Annotated in this window: 20 protein-coding genes; 13 read left to right on the plus strand and 7 right to left on the minus strand. The window is 72.7% G+C overall.

The annotated features are described in order from the left end of the window. Positions 1–893, minus strand: a protein-coding gene (locus ACJOT3_RS11425) for an IS5 family transposase (protein WP_406971716.1) whose coding sequence is annotated in 2 segments (ribosomal slippage) — positions 1–530 and positions 530–893 — 894 coding nt in all. Because the reading frame shifts where the segments join, the coding sequence is not laid out codon by codon here. On the opposite strand from ACJOT3_RS11425, the gene ACJOT3_RS34850 reads away from it, so the two are divergent. The 3 genes from ACJOT3_RS34850 (at position 824) to ACJOT3_RS11440 (ending at position 2994) form a co-directional block, all read left to right on the plus strand. Then, complete coding sequence (locus ACJOT3_RS34850; RefSeq protein ID WP_489685958.1) at positions 824–1327, plus strand: Lrp/AsnC family transcriptional regulator; 504 nt, start codon at positions 824–826, stop codon at positions 1325–1327. The two genes, ACJOT3_RS11425 and ACJOT3_RS34850, sit on opposite strands and share 70 nt — an antisense overlap. 414 nt (positions 1328–1741) lie before the next feature. Then, complete coding sequence (locus ACJOT3_RS11435) at positions 1742–2152, plus strand: hypothetical protein (protein WP_406971720.1); 411 nt, start codon at positions 1742–1744, stop codon at positions 2150–2152. A gap of 47 nt (positions 2153–2199) precedes the next feature. Next, positions 2200–2994 carry a helix-turn-helix domain-containing protein gene (locus ACJOT3_RS11440; RefSeq protein ID WP_406971722.1) on the plus strand — a complete coding sequence of 265 codons (795 nt, stop codon included), beginning with the start codon at positions 2200–2202 and terminating at the stop codon, positions 2992–2994. Positions 2995–3032: 38 nt separating this feature from the next. Here the strand turns inward: ACJOT3_RS11440 and ACJOT3_RS11445 are convergent, their stop codons facing one another. Next, positions 3033–3803 (minus strand): DUF1963 domain-containing protein, encoded by a 771-nt coding sequence (locus ACJOT3_RS11445; protein WP_406971724.1) that lies wholly within the window; start codon positions 3801–3803, stop codon positions 3033–3035. Between the two features lie 81 nt (positions 3804–3884). Continuing rightward, the gene (locus tag ACJOT3_RS11450; protein ID WP_406971726.1) at positions 3885–4925 is read right to left on the minus strand and encodes an iron-siderophore ABC transporter substrate-binding protein; all 1041 of its coding nucleotides are present in this window, start codon (positions 4923–4925) and stop codon (positions 3885–3887) included. 449 nt (positions 4926–5374) lie between these two features. Between ACJOT3_RS11450 and ACJOT3_RS11455 the strand changes: the two genes are divergently transcribed. The 5 genes from ACJOT3_RS11455 (at position 5375) to ACJOT3_RS11475 (ending at position 12742) form a co-directional block, all read left to right on the plus strand. Further along, positions 5375–6424 carry a glucose 1-dehydrogenase gene (locus tag ACJOT3_RS11455; RefSeq protein WP_406971728.1) on the plus strand — a complete coding sequence of 350 codons (1050 nt, stop codon included), beginning with the start codon at positions 5375–5377 and terminating at the stop codon, positions 6422–6424. Positions 6425–6537: 113 nt separating this feature from the next. Then, on the plus strand, positions 6538–7524 hold the full coding sequence (locus tag ACJOT3_RS11460) for a universal stress protein (protein ID WP_406971730.1): 987 nt from the start codon (positions 6538–6540) through the stop codon (positions 7522–7524). Between the two features lie 402 nt (positions 7525–7926). Further along, the gene (rhaI, locus tag ACJOT3_RS11465; protein ID WP_406971732.1) at positions 7927–9108 is read left to right on the plus strand and encodes an L-rhamnose isomerase; all 1182 of its coding nucleotides are present in this window, start codon (positions 7927–7929) and stop codon (positions 9106–9108) included. Between the two features lie 167 nt (positions 9109–9275). Further along, positions 9276–11312 carry a bifunctional aldolase/short-chain dehydrogenase gene (locus tag ACJOT3_RS11470; RefSeq protein ID WP_406971774.1) on the plus strand — a complete coding sequence of 679 codons (2037 nt, stop codon included), beginning with the start codon at positions 9276–9278 and terminating at the stop codon, positions 11310–11312. After that, the gene (locus tag ACJOT3_RS11475) at positions 11309–12742 is read left to right on the plus strand and encodes a rhamnulokinase (protein WP_406971734.1); all 1434 of its coding nucleotides are present in this window, start codon (positions 11309–11311) and stop codon (positions 12740–12742) included. The genes ACJOT3_RS11470 and ACJOT3_RS11475 overlap by 4 nt, the downstream gene beginning before the upstream one ends. 38 nt (positions 12743–12780) lie before the next feature. Here ACJOT3_RS11475 and ACJOT3_RS11480 read toward each other — a convergent pair whose 3' ends face one another. The 4 genes from ACJOT3_RS11480 to bla form a co-directional block, all read right to left on the minus strand. Then, positions 12781–13242 carry a hypothetical protein gene (locus tag ACJOT3_RS11480; RefSeq protein ID WP_406971736.1) on the minus strand — a complete coding sequence of 154 codons (462 nt, stop codon included), beginning with the start codon at positions 13240–13242 and terminating at the stop codon, positions 12781–12783. A gap of 735 nt (positions 13243–13977) precedes the next feature. Next, entirely contained in the window at positions 13978–14460 is a 483-nt protein-coding gene (locus ACJOT3_RS11485) for a hypothetical protein (RefSeq protein WP_406971738.1), read from the minus strand. 81 nt (positions 14461–14541) lie between these two features. Then, the gene (locus tag ACJOT3_RS11490) at positions 14542–14742 is read right to left on the minus strand and encodes a hypothetical protein (protein WP_406971740.1); all 201 of its coding nucleotides are present in this window, start codon (positions 14740–14742) and stop codon (positions 14542–14544) included. A 191-nt stretch (positions 14743–14933) separates the two neighbouring features. Then, a complete protein-coding gene (bla, locus tag ACJOT3_RS11495; protein ID WP_406971742.1) occupies positions 14934–15860 on the minus strand; it encodes a class A beta-lactamase in 927 nt (308 codons plus the stop codon). 661 nt (positions 15861–16521) lie between these two features. Between bla and ACJOT3_RS11500 the strand changes: the two genes are divergently transcribed. The 5 genes from ACJOT3_RS11500 to ACJOT3_RS11520 are packed head-to-tail and all read left to right on the plus strand — an operon-like array spanning position 16522 to position 19414. After that, on the plus strand, positions 16522–17175 hold the full coding sequence (locus tag ACJOT3_RS11500; RefSeq protein ID WP_406971744.1) for a HemK2/MTQ2 family protein methyltransferase: 654 nt from the start codon (positions 16522–16524) through the stop codon (positions 17173–17175). After that, positions 17168–17410: a CDGSH iron-sulfur domain-containing protein gene (locus ACJOT3_RS11505; RefSeq protein ID WP_406971746.1), complete on the plus strand. Its 243-nt coding sequence runs from the start codon at positions 17168–17170 to the stop codon at positions 17408–17410. The genes ACJOT3_RS11500 and ACJOT3_RS11505 overlap by 8 nt, the downstream gene beginning before the upstream one ends. Beyond that, positions 17407–18408, plus strand: coding sequence for an iron-containing redox enzyme family protein (locus ACJOT3_RS11510; RefSeq protein ID WP_406971748.1), 1002 nt, complete (start codon positions 17407–17409; stop codon positions 18406–18408). Before ACJOT3_RS11505 ends, ACJOT3_RS11510 begins: the two co-directional genes overlap by 4 nt. Further along, entirely contained in the window at positions 18405–19106 is a 702-nt protein-coding gene (locus ACJOT3_RS11515) for an L-histidine N(alpha)-methyltransferase (protein WP_406971750.1), read from the plus strand. Before ACJOT3_RS11510 ends, ACJOT3_RS11515 begins: the two co-directional genes overlap by 4 nt. After that, positions 19103–19414, plus strand: a complete 312-nt coding sequence (locus ACJOT3_RS11520; RefSeq protein WP_406971776.1) for an L-histidine N(alpha)-methyltransferase — start codon at positions 19103–19105, stop codon at positions 19412–19414. Before ACJOT3_RS11515 ends, ACJOT3_RS11520 begins: the two co-directional genes overlap by 4 nt.

Below are 19414 nucleotides of genomic sequence, written 5' to 3' on the forward strand. Positions count from 1 at the left end.
CTAGGGCGTGTTCGGTGGATCTTGTTGAGTGGGGCGATCGGGCCGTGCGCGTAATCGGATGAAGATGTCGGCGACACGCACGGTCGCCCGGTAGGTCGTGGCGAGCTTGTCATAACGCGTGGCCAGCGCCCGGAACTGCTTACGGCGGTTCATCAACCGCTCCACCCGGTTGCGTCGGCGGTAGGCCTCCCGATCGAAGTCGGGCGGCCTGCCGCCGGCCGATCCCCGCCTGCGCCGGTTGGCCTTTTGATCCTCGCGCTCGGGAATGGTGCACCGGGTGCGCGTGGTGCGCAACAGGTCGCGGTTGGCCTTGGAGCTGTAGGCCTTGTCCCCGGCCAGGCCGTCCAGCCGGCTACGGGGTCGCCCCGGACCGGGCCTGTTCACCCGTACCAGGCCCACCAGCACCGGGAGCTGGCAGGTGTCGGCGTCCTGCCCGGGGGTGAGGGTGGTGACCAGGGGATGCCCGGTGCCCTCGCAGATGGTGTGGATCTTGGTGGTCAGGCCTCCCCTGGATTTCCCGAGGCTCTGGGCGGCTCGTGAGTCCTGGGGTGTGCACCCCCTTTTCGCGCTCCGGCGGCGTGCTGGTGGGCGCGCACGACGGTGGAGTCGATCTGGGCGTCCAGGTCGATCTCGCCGGTGATGATGAGGTGCTCTTCGATGCGGGCCCAGGTGCCGTCGGTCTCCCAGCGCAGGAGCCGGTCATGCACGGTGCGCCAGGGGCCATAGCGTTCGGGCAGGTCACGCCAGGGGATGCCGGTGCGGGTGCGGTAGACGATGCCGTTGAGGACCTGGCGGTGGTCGCGCCACCGTCCGCCGCGTTGGGGTGTCATCGGGGGCAGCAGGGGACGGATCAGGTCCCACTCCTGGTCGGAGAGCTCGAATCTGCGGCTCATGTACCGGTTGTACACCGGCCGTCGGAGCCACAGAGTCGAGACTCAAGATCCACCGAACACGCCCTAGCACCTGCCTACAGCGGGTCCGCCGACTGCGGGCCAGCGGCGTCGTCTCCTCGATCCGCGCCCACGTCGACCCGTCCCGGCTCGGCCGCCCGGAGCAGGCGTTCATCGCCGTGCAGGTGCGGCCCCACTCCCGGGAGGCCGCCGAGGACTTCGTCGCCCAGGTGGGCCGCATGCCCGAGACGATGGCGCTGTACAACGTCAGCGGCGTGCAGGACTACCTGGTGCACGTCGCCGTGCGCGACAGCACTCACCTACAGTCGCTGATCATCGACCGGCTGCTCGTCCTGCCCCAGGTCGTGCACTGCCACACCCAGCTGATCTTCGGCGCCCCTGTGATCACCCCGCTGCGCCGTCTCACCGACGCCTGACCCCCGCCGGGGCCCTCCGCGGCCCGCGCCCGGCCACCTACCGTGCCGCCCGGCGGGGCCGCTCCACACGCGCCGTCGCCCGGTTCCCGTCGGCCGAGGACATGGGCGCCCGCACTCTTCCGCCGACCGGTTCCCAGTGGGGGACCGGCCTCGGCGTGCCGGTGACCATTCCGCCGCGCCTCGCGGCCGAGCCCCGGCCGCCGGCACCCCCGGTCGGCCGCCGCCGACCGGTCCGCGGCGGCGAGGCCTGCCCGGCCGCGCGGGCGAGCATCCCCGGAAAACGGATCCGATTCGTGTTCTCGCAGCTCAGCGGCGATGATCGCACCCCCCATTACCCGAGAGGTAATCGACGTCCTTCCCTACGCCCGGAATGCTCGGTGATGTCGACGGACACCACCCGGAAAGGGAACCACCATGACCTCTCGTACTGCTCCCGCCACCCCCGCCACCCGCCCCCTGCGCCTGCTCCTGGGCACCGACTCCATCGCCTGCCTCGCCTCCGGGGTGCTGCTCACCGCGGGCTCCCCGTGGCTGCCGGACCTGCTCGGCCTGCCCCTCGCCCTGCTCCTCCCGGCCGGGCTGTTCCTGCTGGGCTTCGGTGCCTGGCTGGGCCTGCTGGCCTCGGGCCGCGGCCTGACCCGCCCGGCCGTGCGGACCGTCGTCGCCGTCAACACCGTGTGGGTCGTGGTCACGGCCGCCCTGGGCCTGGGCTTCCTGGTCGACCCCACCGGGTTCGGCACGGTGTTCCTGCTGGTCCAGGCGACCGCCGTCGCCGTCCTGGCCGCCCTGGAGGCCGCCGCCCTGGGCCGCTCGGACCTGGCCTGAGACCCCATCCGTCTAGGGTGGGCCGCAGCGTGGAGGAAGGGGACGGCGTGACCGGGACGACCGAACGCACGGAGGCCGGCGGGCTCCTCAAGGAGTGGCGCAACCGCCGCAGGCTCAGCCAACTGGAGCTGTCCCTGCGGGCCGAGGTCTCCGCCCGCCACCTCAGCTTCGTGGAGACCGGCCGCTCCCGCCCGGGCCGCGAGATGATCCTGCGGCTGGCCGAGTGCCTGGACGTCCCCCTGCGCGAACGCAACCGGCTGCTGCTCGCCGCCGGGTACGCCCCGGTCTTCGCCGAACGCCCGCTCGACGACGCCGACATGGGCCCGGTGCGCGAGGTCGTCCGCCGGGTCCTGGCCGGCCACGACCCCTACCCGGCGGTGGTCGTGGACCGCGACTGGACCCTCATCGAGGCCAACACCGGGATCGGCCTGCTGCTGGAGGGGGTCGACCCCGACCTGCTGGCCCCGCCGGTGAACGTGCTGCGGGTGGGCCTGCACCCGCGCGGCATGGCGCCCGCCATCGCCAACCTCGACCAGTGGCGGGCCCACCTGCTGCACCGGCTGCGCCTCCAGGCCGACTGGACCGGCGACACCGGCCTGGCCGAGTTGTACCGGGAGCTGGCCGCTTACCCGGGCGGAGACCCGGGCCCGCCCCGCGGAACGCCGCCCATCGCCGTGCCCTTGCGGCTGTGCCGGGGCGGGCGGGAGCTGTCGTTCCTGTCCACGGTGGCGACGTTCGGCACCCCGCTGGACGTCACCGTCTCCGAACTCGTCATCGAGTCGTTCTTCCCGGCCGACGACGCCACCACCCGCACCCTGCGCACCCCCGACAACGGCACCTGACCCCCGGCCGCCGCGGGACGCGGGGGTCCAGGGGAGCCTCAGCGGTAGGACGTCATCACCAGTGCCGCCGCCGCGAAGTTCCGGGCCTGGAGCTCCTCGCGCTGGATGATCCAGAACGGGCACGCGGTGAAGCCGGGATCCTCGGGCATGTCGAGCTGTGCCTGGGCCAGCAGCACCCAGCCCCCCTTCTCGTCCTCCGGGGACGAGTCCATGATGGGCGGGTCCTGCGGTGAGTAGGCGTATCCGCCCAGGAGCAGAGTGCCCTCCCACCTCGGCAGCCGGTGGTCGTGGTCGTCGAGCCCGTACTCGTTGTAGAGGCGCCTGGTCTCCGGGTCGGAGAGGACGGCGTCGTCGGCCCTCGTCGGGAGGCTGGGGACGACCCGGGCGTAGAGGGGGTGCGGGTCGAGGGCGGGGAGGACGTACGCGCCCCCGGGAAGCGTCCGCTCGGTCGTGGGCGTCCCCGCCGGGACGTAGATCACCGAACGGGAGTCCTCCATCAGCGCGAACCCGTCGGGGTCGGTCCTGTCGGTGAAGAACAGCAGGTGGCCGTCGCTCGGCAGGGGGAGGTGGCGGCCCTCCGGGGGCAGGGCGGCGCAGTCGACGGTCGCGACGAGGTCCAGGCCGCCGTCCCACTCGACGCCCGCGGGAAGGGAGGGGAGGCCGCCGTACCGCCCGACCGGGACGCCGCCGTCACCGCTGGACGGGACGAGTTCGGTCTGGGGCAGGACGAGGCCCAGGGCCAGGTCGATGGCGTGTTCGGGGACGCCCTTCTGGCGGGCCTCGTCGCGGTACGCCTGAGTGCCGTTCATGCCGGACATGCTGCCGCAGACGGGGGACACTGCACGCGGCCGCCGTACCTGGGGCGGCCGCGCACCCCGCCCCGCCCCCGCTCAGGCGGGGGTCGCGGGGTCGCCGTCCACGGCGGCCGCGATGCGCGGGACCAGCTGCTCCAGCGCGTACGGCAGGCTCAGCACCGTGCTCCAGGTCAGCGCGCCCGACACCACCACGTCGTCCACGATGAGCTCGCGCCCCCGCGCCACCGCGTCCAGGCCCTGGTACACCCGGTGCCCGGCCAGCTCCTCCCGCAGCCCCGGGCTGAACCCGGCGTTCCACAGCAGCAGGTCGCGGTCGAGCAGCTCGAAGTCCTCCTCCGGCAGCGGGGCGGCGTCGGAGTCCCCGGTCAGCTCGGCGATCTCCGCCGGCAGCTCGAACCCCAGCGCCTCCAGGAACCGTGTACGCGGGTCGGTGGGGGAGCGCACCACAAAGGTCCGGTCGAACTGTTCGGCGACCACCGCGCTCGCCCCCTGGAACTGAGGGTGGGCCGTCCGAGCCTCGGCGAACCGCGCCTCCACCCCGAAGACGAGCCCCGCCGCCTCCTCCTCCCGGTTCAGCGCCCGGCCGATCGCCAGCGTCATCTCGTCCCAGGGCGCACCCCAGTCGGGGAACCCGCCGAGCTGGGCGACCGTGGGCGCCAGCACCGACAGGGCGTCGTAGTCCTCCCGGGCCAGCCCGCTGTACAGCCCGAGGACCAGGTCCGGTTCCAGGGCGGCGATGAGCTCCAGGTTCGGCCGGTCGCCCTCCGGCCGCGGCATCACCTCGGGCGCCGCCCCGCCCAGCGTGTTCTGCGCCCACGGCCACACCCCGTGCTCGAACTCCTCGTAGAAGTTGGTGACGCCCACCAGCCGCGGCCCCGCGCCCAGGGCCAGCACGGCGTCCACGTCGGTCAGGCCCACGGTGACGATGCGCTGCGGTTCGGCGGGGATCTCGGTGGCGCCGAACGTGTGCTCCACCGTCAGCGGGTAGCCGCCGCGGCCCGCGGACGCGCCCGGGTCCGCGTCGTCGCGGCCCCGGCCGCAGCCGGCGGCGGCCAGCCCCAGCGCGCCCGCGGTACCGGCCAGCAGGGCGCGTCGGCTGAGGGAGGGGTGCGGCACGGCGACCTCCGGGGGAGAGGGGGATCCGGTCAGCTCTGCCTAACACCACCGGGCGCCGCCGCGCAACGCCCCACCGCGCCGCGCAGCGGCCCACCGGGGCCCGTCGGGGTTTCGCGGCGTGCCACGCCCCACCGCGTTAGGGCATGAGTCCCGCACCGCACATCGGCCCGCGGCGTCGCACATCGGTCCACCACGGAGTGCCGCGCTCCACCGGGACACGTGGGGGCCCGCGGCGCGCAACCGTTCATCGCGTCACGCATCGGTTTCCGTGGCGCGCAGCGGTCCACCGCGCCGCGCGGCGGCCCATCGCGGGGTGCGGGCCCGCCCAATCCCCGGACACGTCCGGGTCAAGACACCGTCCGCCCGCCATGCCAGGCCCTCGCCGGGGGAACCACTCCGGGTGCGGCCTCCCGGCCGCGCACGAACGGACCGAACACGGCGGGGGACGGATGAAGGCGCTCACGGTGGAACCCATGCGGATCGGATCGGTGCTAGTGGAGGACGTCGAACCACCCGTGCCCGGGGAGAACGACCTCCTCGTCGACGGCATCGCCCTGGGCGTGTGCGGCACCGACCGCGAGATCGTCGACGGCGAGTACGGCACCGCCCCGTACGGCCGCGAACGCCTGGTCCTGGGCCACGAGTCCCTGGGCCGGGTCCGCCAGGCCCCGCCCGGCAGCGGGTTCTCCCCGGGCGACCTGGTGGTGGGCATCGTGCGCCGCCCCGACCCGCTGCCCTGCGGGCCCTGCGGCCACGGCGAGTTCGACATGTGCCGCAACGGCCGGTTCGCCGAACGCGGCATCAAGGAACTCGACGGCTTCGGCTCCCAGCAGTGGACGGTGGAGGCCGACTACGCGGTCGCCCTGGACCCGGCGCTGGAGCGGGTCGGCGTCCTCATGGAGCCCACCACCGTCGTCGCCAAGGCCTGGGAGCAGATCGAGCGCATCGGCAGCCGCGCCTGGTTCGACCCGGACACCGTCCTGGTCACCGGGGCCGGGCCGATCGGGCTGCTCGCCGCCCTGCTGGGCGTGCAGCGCGGCCTGGACGTGCACGTCCTGGACCGGGCCGAGGGCGGGATCAAACCGGAGCTGGTGGCGGCGCTGGGCGCCACGTACCACACCGGCACCGTGGCCGACCTGGCGAAACGGGTGTCCCTGGACATCATCGTGGAGACCACCGGCGCCAGCCCGGTCATCCTCGACGCCATGGTGCACAACGCCGCCGACGGCATCGTCTGCTTCGTCGGCCTGGGCAGCGCCACCGGGCCGGTGCAGATCGACTCCGACCTCATGGGGCGGCGCCTGGTCCTGGAGAACGACGTGCTGTTCGGCTCGGTCAACGCCAACCGGCGCCACTACGAGCAGGCCGCCGGGGCCCTGGAGAAGGCCGACCGCTCCTGGCTGGAGCGGATGATCACCCGCCGGGTGCCGCTGGCCGATGCCGCCGAGGTGTTCGCCGCCCCGTCCGGGGACCAGGTCAAGATCGTCGTTGACCTGTGAATCCGCCGCGGGGAGGGCCCTGCGGCCCGCCCCGGCGGGACCTTCGCGGTGTTTTCGGCCCCGGTGCGAGGGCAGGTGACAGGTGAGGACGCCGAGACACGAGGAGTCTGCCGATGACCTCAGATGACCCCCGATCCCCGAAGATCGTCCTGGGTGTGGACGGTTCCGGGCACGCCGACGCCGCCCTGGAGTGGGCGGTCGCCGAGGCGACCCGGACCGGACGCCCGCTGGACATCGTGTTCGCGCTGCCGATGCCGCTTGTGGTGATGTCGGAGGGGCCGAGCCGCCCCTCGGCCACCCAGGAGCTGATCGCGCACGGCGAGCAGGTCCTGGGCGCCGCCGCCGACCGGGTGCGCGGGCTGGCCCCGGGCACCCGGGTGGAGGTGTTCCTGGCGATGGACGACCCGGTTCCGGCGCTGCTGGAGCGAGCCGGGAACGAAGACCTGCTGGTGGTGGGCTCGCGCGGGCTGGGCGCGCTGCGCGCGGCGGTGATGGGCTCCACCGCGATCCGGCTGGCGGCCCGGGCGCACTGCCCGGTGGCGGTGGTGCCGGAGAGCCCGGAGCGCACCGACCACACGGGTGGCGTGGACGGGGTGAGCCGCCCGGACCGGGCGGGCCGCGTGGGCCGGATCGTGGTCGGCGTGGACGGCTCGGAGGCCTCCCTGCCCGCGCTGCGGTTCGCCCTGGGGCGGGCGCACGAGGACGGGTCGGCGGTGACGGTGGTGCACAGCTGGGAGGTCTCCACGCCCTTCGCCCCCGAGGCGCTGGCCGCCTCCGGGTGGGTGCCGCCGGACGAACTGCTGGAGCAGCGTTCGGGTGAGCTGGTCGCCGCGCTGTTCGAGGAGGTCGGCGACGCGGCCGAGGGCGTCGACGTGTCTGTGGTGCGCAGCCGCCAGGCCGCGGAGCGGGCGCTGCTGGCGGAGGCCGAGAAGGCCGACCTGGTGGTGGTCGGCTCGCGCGGCCGGGGCGGTCTGCGCGGACTCTTTCTGGGCTCGGTCAGCCAGGCGGTGCTGCACGGGGCGGCGATCCCGGTGGTGGTGATCCCGCACCGGGCGGAGGACCACCCGGAGACGCTGCCCTGGTCCGGGGGCAGCGACTGACCGGCTTGCCAACTGACTGACTGACTGGCGGGCCGACCGTCAGGTCGGCCGACCGTTCGGCCGATCGACCGGTCATCCGACTCGGTCGACGGACTTGGTCGTCTGACCAGGTCGACCGAACGAGCCGACCGACCGGGTCGGCAGAACGGCTGAAGCGACCGCGGGGGCGGTCCGGCGGGGGACCGCCGGGCCGCCCCTTCGCCGTGCGGGTCGGTCTTTCTGGAGCACCTCGGTAAAAACGATTCATCCACACGGTCGACCAGCCTGTGTTCCACGGCACAAGCGCGTCTTGACGCCCTTCGCACCCCAGGGATAATCTTCGCACAGCATTGTTTAAAACGATTCAAGCGCCTCGTTCGAACGGCGCCTGGTCGACACAGCAGCAGCGAACGGAGATCCGCCGTGGCCACACCCTCCTCCGACCGTCGCACGGGCGCCCTGGAGGTCCTGCGGCGCCAGCACATCGAGCTCCCCTCCTGGGCGTTCGGCAACTCCGGTACCCGCTTCAAGGTCTTCGCGCAGCAGGGCGTCCCCCGCGACCCGTGGGAGAAGCTCGCCGACGCCGCCCAGGTCCACCGCCTCACCGGCGTCGCCCCCACCGTCGCCCTGCACATCCCCTGGGACCGGGTCGACGACTACGCCGCCCTGGCCGAGCACGCCCGCGACCTCGGCGTCTCCATCGGAGCCATCAACTCCAACGTCTTCCAGGACGACGACTACATGCTCGGCAGCGTCACCAACCCCGACCCCGCCGTGCGCCGCAAGGCCACCGACCACCTGCTGGAATGCGTCGACATCATGGACGCCACCGGCTCGCGCGACCTCAAGCTGTGGTTCTCCGACGGCACCAATTACCCCGGCCAGGACGACCTGCGCGCCCGCCAGGACCGCCTCGCCCAGGCCCTCTCCGAGGTCTACGACCGGCTCGGCCCCGACCAGCGCATGCTGCTGGAGTACAAGCTCTTCGAGCCCGCCTTCTACGCCACCGACGTCCCCGACTGGGGCACCGCCTACGCCCACTGCCTCGAACTGGGCGAGAAGGCCGTCGTCTGCGTGGACACCGGCCACCACGCCGCGCACACCAACATCGAGTTCATCGTCGCGTTCCTGCTGCGCGCCGGGAAGCTCGGCGCCTTCGACTTCAACTCGCGCTTCTACGCCGACGACGACCTCATGGTCGGCTCCGCCGACCCCTTCCAGCTCTTCCGCATCATGTACGAGGTCGTGCGCGGCGGCGGGCTGGACGCCGACACCCGGGTCGCGTTCATGCTCGACCAGTGCCACAACATCGAGCCCAAGATCGCCGGCCAGATCCGCTCGGTCATGAACGTGCAGGAGGCCACCGCCAAGGCCCTGCTCGTGGACGCCGACGCCCTGGCCGCCGCCCAGCGCGAGGGCGACGTCCTGGCCGCCAACGCGGTCGTCATGGACGCCTACAACACCGACGTTCGCCCGCTGCTGGCCGACCTGCGCGCCGAGCAGGGCCTGGACCCCGACCCCATGGCCGCGCACGCCCGCTCCGGCTACATGGAGCGCGTCATCGACGAGCGCAAGGGCGGCACCCAGGCGGGGTGGGGCGCGTGAGTGCCACCGGACCGCGGCACACCGGCCGCGCAGACCGCACAGACCGAACCGAGGACACCGCGGCCACCGCCGAGACCGCGGGCACGGCCGAAACCACAGGCACCGCGGCTACCGCGGACACCGGCCGCACCGAGACCACCGCACCCACCGCAGCACAGGGGGACCCCGTGTCCGACACCGTCGTCGACCAGCTGATCGCCCGCAGCAACACCCTGGGCGCCGACCCGCGCAACACCAACTTCGCCGGCGGCAACACCTCCGCCAAGGGCGAGCGTACCGACCCCGTCACCGGTGAACCCGTCGAGGTCCTGTGGGTCAAGGGCTCCGGCGGCGACCTGGGCACCCTCACCGAGGACGGCCTGGCCGTCCTGCGCCTGGACCGGCTGCGCTCCCTCGTGGACGTCTACCCGGGCGAGGACCGCGAGGACGAGATGGTCGCCGCGTTCGACCACTGCCTGTTCGGCAAGGGCGGTGCGGCCCCCTCCATCGACACCGCCATGCACGGCCTGGTCGACGCCCCGCACGTGGACCACCTGCACCCCGACTCCGGCATCGCCCTGGCCACCGCCGCCGACGGCGAGGCGCTCACCCGCGAGTGCTTCGGCGACCGCGTGGTGTGGGTGCCCTGGCGGCGGCCCGGGTTCCAGCTCGGCCTGGACATCTCCGCCATCGCCAAGGAGAACCCGAACGCCGTCGGCGCCATCCTCGGCGGGCACGGCATCACCGCGTGGGGGCAGACCAGCGAGGAGGCGCAGGCCAACTCGCTGGAGATCATCCGCACCGCCGAACGCTTCATCGCCGAGCGGGGGCGCCCCGAACCCTTCGGGCCCGTGCTGCCGGGGCGCGAGGCCCTGCCGCAGGACGAGCGGCGTGAGCGGGCGGCCGCCCTGGCGCCGGTCGTCCGCGGCCTGGCCTCCACCGACCACCCGCAGGTCGGACGGTTCACCGACAGCGACGTGGTCCTGGACTTCCTGGCCCGCGCCGAGCACCCGCGCCTGGCCGCCCTGGGCACCTCCTGCCCGGACCACTTCCTGCGCACCAAGGTCCGGCCCCTGGTCCTGGACCTGCCCGCCGACGCCCCGCTGGAGGAGGCCGTCGCACGGCTGAAGGAGCTGCACGAGGACTACCGGGCGCAGTACCGCGCCTACTACGAGCGCTACGCCGCGCCGGACAGCCCGGCCATCCGCGGCGCCGACCCCGCGATCGTGCTGGTCCCGGGCGTGGGCATGTTCTCGTTCGGCAAGGACGCCAAGACGGCGCGGGTGGCGGGCGAGTTCTACGTCAACGCCATCAACGTGATGCGGGGGGCGGAGGCGGTGTCCTCCTACCGGCCCATCGAGGAGTCGGAGAAGTTCCGCATCGAGTACTGGGCGCTGGAGGAGGCCAAGCTGGCCCGGCTGCCCGAGCCGAAGCCGCTGGCCGCCCGGGTGGCGCTGGTGACGGGTGCGGCGAGCGGGATCGGCAAGGCCATCGCCACCCGGCTGGCGGCCGAGGGGGCGTGCGTGGTCGTCGCCGACCTGGACGCCGACAAGGCCGCGGCCGCCGCCGCGGAGCTGGGGAACTCCGACGTCGCGGTCGGGGTGGCCTGCGACGTCAGCGACGCCGAGGCGGTGGCGCGGGCGCTGCGCGAGGCCGCTCTCGCCTTCGGCGGGGTGGACCTGGTCGTCAACAACGCCGGGCTGTCCATCTCCAAGCCGCTGCTGGAGACCACCGAGCGGGACTGGGACCTCCAGCACGACGTGATGGCCAAGGGGTCGTTCCTGGTGTCGCGGGAGGCGGCGCGGATCATGATCGCGCAGGGGATGGGGGGCGACATCGTGTACATCGCGTCCAAGAACGCGGTGTTCGCGGGGCCCGACAACATCGCCTACTCGGCGGTCAAGGCCGACCAGGCCCACCAGGTGCGGCTGCTCGCCGCCGAGCTGGGCGGGCACGGCATCCGCGTCAACGGGGTCAACCCGGACGGGGTGGTGCGCGGGTCGGGGATCTTCGCGGGAGGGTGGGGCGCGCAGCGTGCCAAGGTGTACGGGGTGGAGGAAGAGGAGCTGGGCAGGTTCTACGCGCAGCGGACCATCCTGGGGCGGGAGGTGCTGCCCGAGCACGTGGCGAACGCGGTGTTCGCGCTGACGGCGGGGGACCTGTCGCACACCACGGGGCTGCACGTGCCGGTGGACGGCGGCGTGGCCGCGGCGTTCCTGCGATGAGCGTGCACGCTGCCGTCGACCTGGGGGCGTCCAGCGGTCGGGTCATCGCGGGGCGGATCGAAGGCGGGAGGTTGCTGACCGAGGAGGTCGCCCGTTTCCCCAACGGTCCGGTAGCGGTGCCCGCCGCGGGGCGCACCACCCTGCACTGGGACGTGCTGTCCCTGTACGCGGGGGTGGTGGAGGGGCTGCGGCGGATCGCTCCGGTGTCGGTGGGCATCGACACGTGGGCGGTGGACTACGGGCTGCTGGACGCGGACGGTGCGCTGCTGGGGAACCCGGTCCACTACCGCGACTCCCGCACCGACGGAGTCCCAGAACGCGTTTTCGAACACTGGCCCGCCGAGCAGATGTACGCGGTCAACGGGCTCCAGGTGCAGCCGTTCAACACGGTGTTCCAGTTGGCCGCCGAGGCGGCGAGCGCCCGCCTGTTGGCCGCCCGGGATCTCCTCCTCATCCCCGACCTGCTGGGGTACTGGCTGACGGGGGTGAAGGTCGCGGAGCTGACCAACGCCTCCACCACCGGCCTGGTGGACGTGCGCGAACGCCGCTGGGCTCCGGAGGCCCTGCGCCTCCTGGAGGACTCCTTCGGCGTACCAGCCCGCGCCCTCCTCCCCGACCTGGTCGAACCGGGCACCGTCGTCGCATCCCTGCGGGGCGAGCTCGGCGGTGCCCCGCTGGTGGCCGTGGGCTCCCACGACACCGCCTCGGCCGTGGTGGCCGTCCCCGCCACCACAACCGACTTCGCCTACATCTCCTCCGGAACCTGGTCTCTGGTAGGCGTCGAACTGGACGCCCCTGTCCGTTCGGAGGAATCCCGCGCCGCGAACTTCACCAACGAACTCGGCGTGGACGGCACCGTCCGCTACCTGCGCAACGTCAGCGGCCTGTGGCTCCTCCAGGAGTCCCTGCGCACCTGGCGGGAGGTGGACCTGGCCGACCTGCTGGAACGCGCGGCCCGGGTCCCGGCGCTGTCCTGTGTGGTGGACGTGGACGATCCCCGGTTCCTGCCGCCGGGGGACATGCCCGCGCGCATCGCCGCGTTCGCCGCCGAGACCGGCCAGCGCCCGCCCCGAACCGAGGCCGAGTTCACCCGCTGCATCCTGGACTCCCTCGCCCTGGCCTATCGCAAGGCGGTCCACCAGGCTGCGGAACTCAGCGGGAAGAACGTGGACGTCGTCCACATCGTCGGCGGCGGGGTGAACAACGCGCTGCTCTGCCGGCTCACCGCCGACGCCGTGGGCCTCCCCGTCATCGCGGGCCCGGCCGAGGGGACCGCCATCGGCAACCTGCTCGTCCAGGCCCGCGCCGTCGGCACCATCGACGGAGACTTGTCCGACCTGCGCCGCATCGTCGCCGCTTCCACGGAGACCGTCACCTATCATCCCGAAGGCCCGCAGACCCTGTGGGAAGCGGCCGCCCGCCGCATCTGACCCCCGGCCCGTGGCTCACCCCAGGAGCCACGGGCTTTTCAGTTCTCCTGGGGGGCGGCGTTGACGCAGTACACGTGTGAGTGGACGTCGGGTTCGTGTTCGAGGAGGTGATCCATGGTCTCCCAGAACAGCGGCAGCCACGGGTGGGGGAGGGCCCTCTCCCGGTCGAGCCGCTCCCCGTAGAAGGGATCGCCCTCCTGGAACCGGGCCGCCCGGACGAGCGAACACGCCGGAGCGGGGGCGCCCTCCACCGGCCCGACACGGCAACCGAAGGTCGTCCGGTTGGGGCCGGGGTCCAGGGGGCTGTCGTTCCATACGTCGTCCATGACCACGTCGACGTAGGCCTCGTGCACCCCGTCGTGGTCGTAAAGGGAGGCGTAGTAGATGGCGAACGCGCCGTGCTCGCTGTTGATGAATCCGCAGATCCGCAGATGCTCGGAACCACAGTGGTCACAGGCCGAGGGGGTGACCTGCCGGTCCGGGTCGATTCTCAGGTGCATCCCCGGATTCTTCCACCCACCGCTGACACGGCCGACAGCCGCCGACCACGTGCACCGCCTGCCTTCCCCACGGGGGCGAAGGCCGCGCACCCTGCCTCGCCCAACCTCAGAGGGTGAACACGCACGTGCCGTTGACCTCGGCCGCCGGACTTTGCCACCCGTCTTGAGCCCGCCCCGATTCTCGTGCCACAGTGTTCGGAGCCATCGGCCCGAGCCACGCCCCCAGTGAACATAACGCGAAGATAACGCCCCGCGTTTTCCCAGGTCGTGAACCGCGAGCCCCGCGTACGCGGGGATGGACCGACCGGCGCCCCGCGCAAGTACAGCAGGGCCCGGGTGAGCCCCGCGCACGCGGGGATGGACCGTTGCGGCTGCGCCAGGACGACATCCTCATTGCGTGAGCCCCGCGCACACGGGGATGGACCGGGTGCTCGGGGCGGGCCGGGGTGCCCGCCCCGGTGAGCCCCGCGTACGCGGGGATGGACCGCCCGGGGAGTACTGGGGTCCCCCCGGGCCCGGGTGAGCCCCGCGCACGCGGGGATGGACCGTTCCCTCCTTCTAGACCGCAACCTCTGGCCTGTCATCCCCGCACACACGGGAATGAAGGGGAGTCTCGGCTGAACTCGTTCCTGATGGATGCCTTGTGTGAGGTGTCGCCGTGGCCGGTGTTCCCCGTTGGTGTCGTCTACGGATGGGCGTGGGTCCTTGACCACGCCGGTCGAGGACCCTGTTGTTTCAACGGCGGTGCTTCCAGGGGTCCATCGTCGGGTCCCGGCGCAGCGCATACAACTCGATCGCGCTGCGCTCCCACACCGGCCCATTGCGGGTGATGGCCAGTGGGTCCGGAGCGTTGGGGTCTCGCTTGGGCGAGGTCGGCTTGAGTAGAGCGTCGGCCCGCTGACGGGAGATGTCCCCCAGGATCTCGGCGGCGTCGGTGATCGTCGCCAGTGTCAGCGGAGTGGGGTGCATCTTCTGGTATTCGGCCTCGTCGGTCCGGGTAGAGCGCACCTCCACCACATCGACGGTGTCGGAGCGGATGTCGGCGGTCTCCAGGATCTCGTGTGCGTCCTCGACGGTGACCACGCCGTGCACCGTGATCGTGAGCCGCCCGGTGTTGGCGTCGTACACGGTGGTCGTGGCCGTCGTGGACAGCCGGTCGGAGGTCTCGGTGTCCAGGTCGTGGACGCCGGTGTAAGAGATCGTGGTCGTCCAGTCCACGCGTGGTGTCCTTCCCAGGTGGTGGCGGTTAGGGTGGCGACTGGGGGCCGCCCCCGGCTGCTTCGGGGGCGGCCCTGCCTGTCACTTCTCGGGGAAGCGCAGGCCAACGGCGCGCAGGGCGTCTACCGCCTTTACGAAAGCGAAGACGTTGCCCGGCGCGTCGTCGATGACGACGGTGACGCCATTGCGGGTGAACGCCAGGCTTTTGCCGGTCTGTCGGACCTCGAAGCCCTGGTTCTTGGCGGCGGCGATCATGTCGTCGATCCAGTCACCGATGCTCATGTGCTGTTTCACCTCCTCTCTGTGGTGTGGCTCTACCCTACCCATTAAGTGTTGACGTGAGCACCATTTAGTGGATGGAAAGGAAGGGGCCGCCCACGGACGATCCCCTTTCTGGCCATGGTGGTCAGCACCGCACGGGTAGGGGTGGGCCGTGTGATCGCGTCGGCGGGGTTCGGGTGAAGGGCCGTCGGCTATTGCAGGGCCTCGACCGCCAGTTCGGTGGCCCTCGCGATGAGGGCGTCGTCGTACTCCGCGCCCGGCTCGTCGCGGCTGGACATGACCGCCAGGACGACGGGTCCTCCCTCCGGCGGCCAGAGCACGCCGATGTCGTGGCGGGTCCCGTAGCCGCAGGCGCCGGTCTTGTCGCCGACCTCCCATCCTTCGGGGACCCCGGCGCGGATCAGGTCGTCGCCGGTGGTGTTGGTGCGCATCATGGTGATGAGGATGTCCTGTTTGTCCTCCGGTAGAACGTCGCCGAGGGTGAACGCGCGCAGGCTGGTGGCCAGCGCGCGCGGGGTGCTGGTGTCGCGCACGTCGCCCGGGACCGCCTCCGCCATCTCCGGCGCGATCCGGTCCACGCTGGTGACGTCGTCGCCGATCCCGCGCAGGGCCTCTTCCAGCCCCTCGGGGCCGCCCAGTTCCTCGAAGAGCAGGTTGGAGGCGGTGTTGTCGCTGTACCGCAGCGCGGCGTCGCCGAGCTCGCGCAGCGTCATGCCCGTGGACACGTGCTCCTGGGTGACGGGGGAGTGGAAGACCAGGTCGGCCTCGGAGAAGGTGACGGTGCGGTCGAGTCCGTCGACGGGTGTCCGGTCGAGCACGGCGCCGAAGGCCAGGACCTTGAACGTGGAGCAGTAGGCGAACCGCTCGTCGGCCTGGAACTCGACCGCCAGCCCGGTGCCGGTGTCGAGCGCGTAGACGCCGAGCCGGGTGTCGAAATCCTCCTCCAGTCGTGTGAACTCGGTGTCCATCCGGATGGGCGGGGGCGGGTCGGTGGGCCGGGCGGACTCGACGGCCGACGGTGGCGGGGCGGCGGGAGCGGTCGAGGCGTCGGGGGACGAACACCCGATGAGCGGGACCAGCGCCGCCAACGCAACGTGTCGGGTCATGGACCACGGCATCGTGAGACACCTTCTCCCCGTGTGCGGACGGTGACTCCCAGAAGTCTCGTGGTCGGCGGGCGCGCTGTCGACGATGCCGGGGGCGCGGCGTGTACGCCTGCGGGTTCGCTCATCCCGGCCCCGCTCCCGCCCGGTGAGGCCGGTTCTCCTGCAACGACCGGATCGTTCGCGCGCAGGAACCCGGGAGTCGGCGGACGGTTCCCGGACAGCCCCGCGGCGTAGGCCGGCGCGCCGGTGGCGGCGGCCTCGGCGGCGTTGGGGCGGTGCTCCGCCGCCGACCGGGCGCGGAAAGCCGCGGGGCAGGCGAGCGCGGCCCGGACCGAGCCGTCGTCGAAGCGGCGGTTCGGTGAGCGCCGGAGCAGGTCGGTGTCGGCGGCGAGTCCGACCTCCCGGACGGCGGGCTCCAGCGCGGCGCGGACCTTCTCCCGGCCCCACGCGGCCCGGAGGTTCGGAGTAGGAGGGTTTTCGGGGTGGCTGCTCATAGAACGAAAGTAGGAAGAGGCGCTGATAAAGCACTGACAGGGCCCTGACGGGACGCTGACAGAACGCTGACACGGCGATCTCTCTGCGTGACGACCCCCGGCGAACGGTGGAGCAGGCCCGCAGCCGCGCCGGAAGATTGGGCGGGGGGAAGGCGGGTAGTGGCGGTCCCATGTTGCTCATGAGGCTGCCGGGGGTCTACCGGGCACAGCAGGACACCTCCCTGCTCCGGGCCGTGGTGCGGCGGCGCGGCCGGTGCGGCCAGGTGGCCGGGCGCTCGGTCCTGGACGTCGGATCGGGGACCGGCGCGGTGGGCATCGAGGCGTTCCGGGCCGGGGCGGCCAGCCTCACGTCGGTGGACCTGTCGCGGCGGTCGGCGCTGACGAGCTGGTTCAACAGCCGGCTGCACGGGGTCCCGGCGACGGTCCGGTGCGGCGACCTGTTCGCTCCGGTGAGCCCGCGCCGCTTCGACCTCGTGCTCGCCAACCCGCCCTACATGCCCGCCGTCGGACCGCGGCCGCCCCGGCACCGGATGGCGAGGTGCTGGGACGCGGGTCCGGACGGGCGGTTCCTGCTCGACCGCATCTGCGCGGGGGTGGCCTCGGTGCTCAACGACGGCGGCGTCCTGCTGCTCGTGCAGTCGGAGTTCGCCGACGAGCGGGCCACCGTGGACCGGCTCACCCAAGCAGGGCTGGTGCCCGCGGTCCTGGCGCGGGGCCGTGTCCCGTTCGGCCCGGTGGTGCGGGCGCGGATCCCCGAGCTGCGCGCCCGCGGGCTGCTCGGCCCCGACCAGGTGGAGGAGGAACTGGTGGTCATCGAGGCGCGCCGTGGCTGAGGCCCGCCGCCGGGTCATCGTCACCGGGGAGGGCCCGATCCTCGTCTTCGGGCCGGTCGACGTGGAGTTGCCCGACGGAACGCGCGTGCACAGCGACCGCGCGGTCACCGCGCTGTGCGCGTGCGGCCGCAGCAGGCGCCGCCCGTTCTGCGACACCAGCCACCGCCGACGCGTGCGCGGCGGCAAGGCCGACAGAGGTGACGAGGGGAACGAGGGGAAGAAGAGCGACCCATGACCATGACGATGCCGCAGGCGCCGACACTTCCCGCACCGCGCGGCCCGGTCTCCGCGGCGGTGCTGTCCGTACTGCGCGGGGACCGGGCCGAGCCCCCCGACGTGGCCGGGGCCGCGCCCTACGGCGACGACCTCCAGCTGGCCCTGTACTGCTGCTACGAGCTGCACTACCGCGGGTTCGAAGGCGTCGACGCCGACCGCGAATGGGATCCCGCGCTGCTGGCGGTCCGCGCCGAGCTGGAGCGGGCCTTCCTCGGCGCCCTCCGGGAGGACGTGCCCGCCGGCACGGACGTCCGGGGCGAGCTCGACGCGCTCCTGGTCGAGCACGTCGACGCGACGGGCCTCTCCCACCACCTGCGCCGCGACGGGGAGCCGTGGCAGCTGCGCGAGTACATCGCCCACCGCTCGCTCTACCACCTGAAGGAGGCCGACCCGCAGACCTTCGTCATCCCCCGCCTGGACGGCCCGGCCAAGGCCGCCCTGGTGACCGTGCAGCACGACGAGTACGGCGCGGGCGACCCCGAGCGGGCGCACTCCCGGCTCTTCGCCGACATGATGACCGAGCTCGGCCTCTCCGACACCTACGGCGCCTATCTCGACTCCGCCCCCGCCGAGATGCTGGCCGAGGTCGACTTCATGTCGCTGTGCGGGCTGCACCGCGGACTGCGCGGGGCGCTGGTCGGGCAGTTCGCCACCGTCGAGCTCACCTCCTCGCCCGGCTCGGACCGGATGGTCAGGGCCATGCGCAGGCTGGGCTGCGGACCGGCGGCCATCCGCTTCTACGCCGAGCACGTCGAGGCCGACGCGGTGCACGAGCAGCTGCTGCGCCGCGAGGTGATCGCGCCGCTGCTGAACGCCGAACCCGGGCTGGCGCCCGACATCGTGTTCGGCGTCCGCGCCGCCACCTTCCTGGCCACCCGGCTGGAGGAGCGGCTGCTGCACCACTGGAACCGCGGAGAGTCGAGCCTCCGCGGCGAGGCCGAGGCGAGGACACCGTGAACCTTCCCGGACCGGCCGTGCGGGCCCGTATCATCCCGGTCGCCGACAGCGGTGACACCGTGCCCGAGGACACGGTCGTGCGCGACCTCCTCCGGGAGACCCCGCCCCGGCTGCCGCCCTGGCTCGGCTACGACGAGGTCGGCTCCCGGCTGTTCGAGCAGATCACCGAGCTGCCCACCTACCACCTGACCCGCGTGGAACGCCGCCTGCTGGAGCGCCACGCCCCGGAGATGGCCGAGCTGCTCGCCTGCGAGCGGCTCGCGGAACTGGGCAGCGGGAGCGCCAAGAAGACACGGCTGCTGCTGGAGGGCCACCTGCGCCTGAGCCTGGGCGCGGCCGCGACCGCCTACCTGCCGATCGACGTCGACCGGAGCATGCTGGAATCCAGTGCCACCGCCCTGTGCGCGGACCTGGACGGCCTGGAGGTCACCGGCCTGTGGGGCCGCTACGAGGCCGGTCTGGGGTGGCTGCGCACCCATCCCGGCGGGCCGCTCGCGGTCGCCTTCCTCGGCAGCGGTTTCGGCAACGCCACGCGCGAGGAGCGCGACGCGCTGCTCGGCGAGGTCGCCCGCACCCTGGGCCCGGGCGAGGGCTTCCTGGTCTCCGCCGACCTGGACAAGGGCCGCGAGGCCCTGGAGGCCTGCTACAACGATCCCCCGGGCACTCGGCGTTCGCAGACTTCCGGCTCAACCACCTGACCCGGCTCAACGACCGCTACGGCGCCGGCTTCGCCCTCGACGACTTCGTCCCGGAGGCCGTCCACAACACGGAGACCTCCACCGTGGAGGGGTGGCTGCGCGCCCTGACCGACCAGGACGTGCCCGTCCCGGGCCTGGGGATCACGCTGCACCTACCGCGCGGGGCCTCCCTCAACGTCGGCTACTCGGTCAAGTTCGACGAGCGACGGCTGGTCGGTGAAGTGGGAGCGCACGGCTTCGACCTCCGGGCGCGGTGGCTGGACGACGAGGCGCGGTACGGGATCTTCCTCTTCCGCCGCACACGCTGA

The organism is Nocardiopsis protaetiae, from assembly GCF_045446735.1.
GTDB classification, from domain to species: Bacteria; Actinomycetota; Actinomycetes; order Streptosporangiales; family Streptosporangiaceae; genus Nocardiopsis; species Nocardiopsis protaetiae.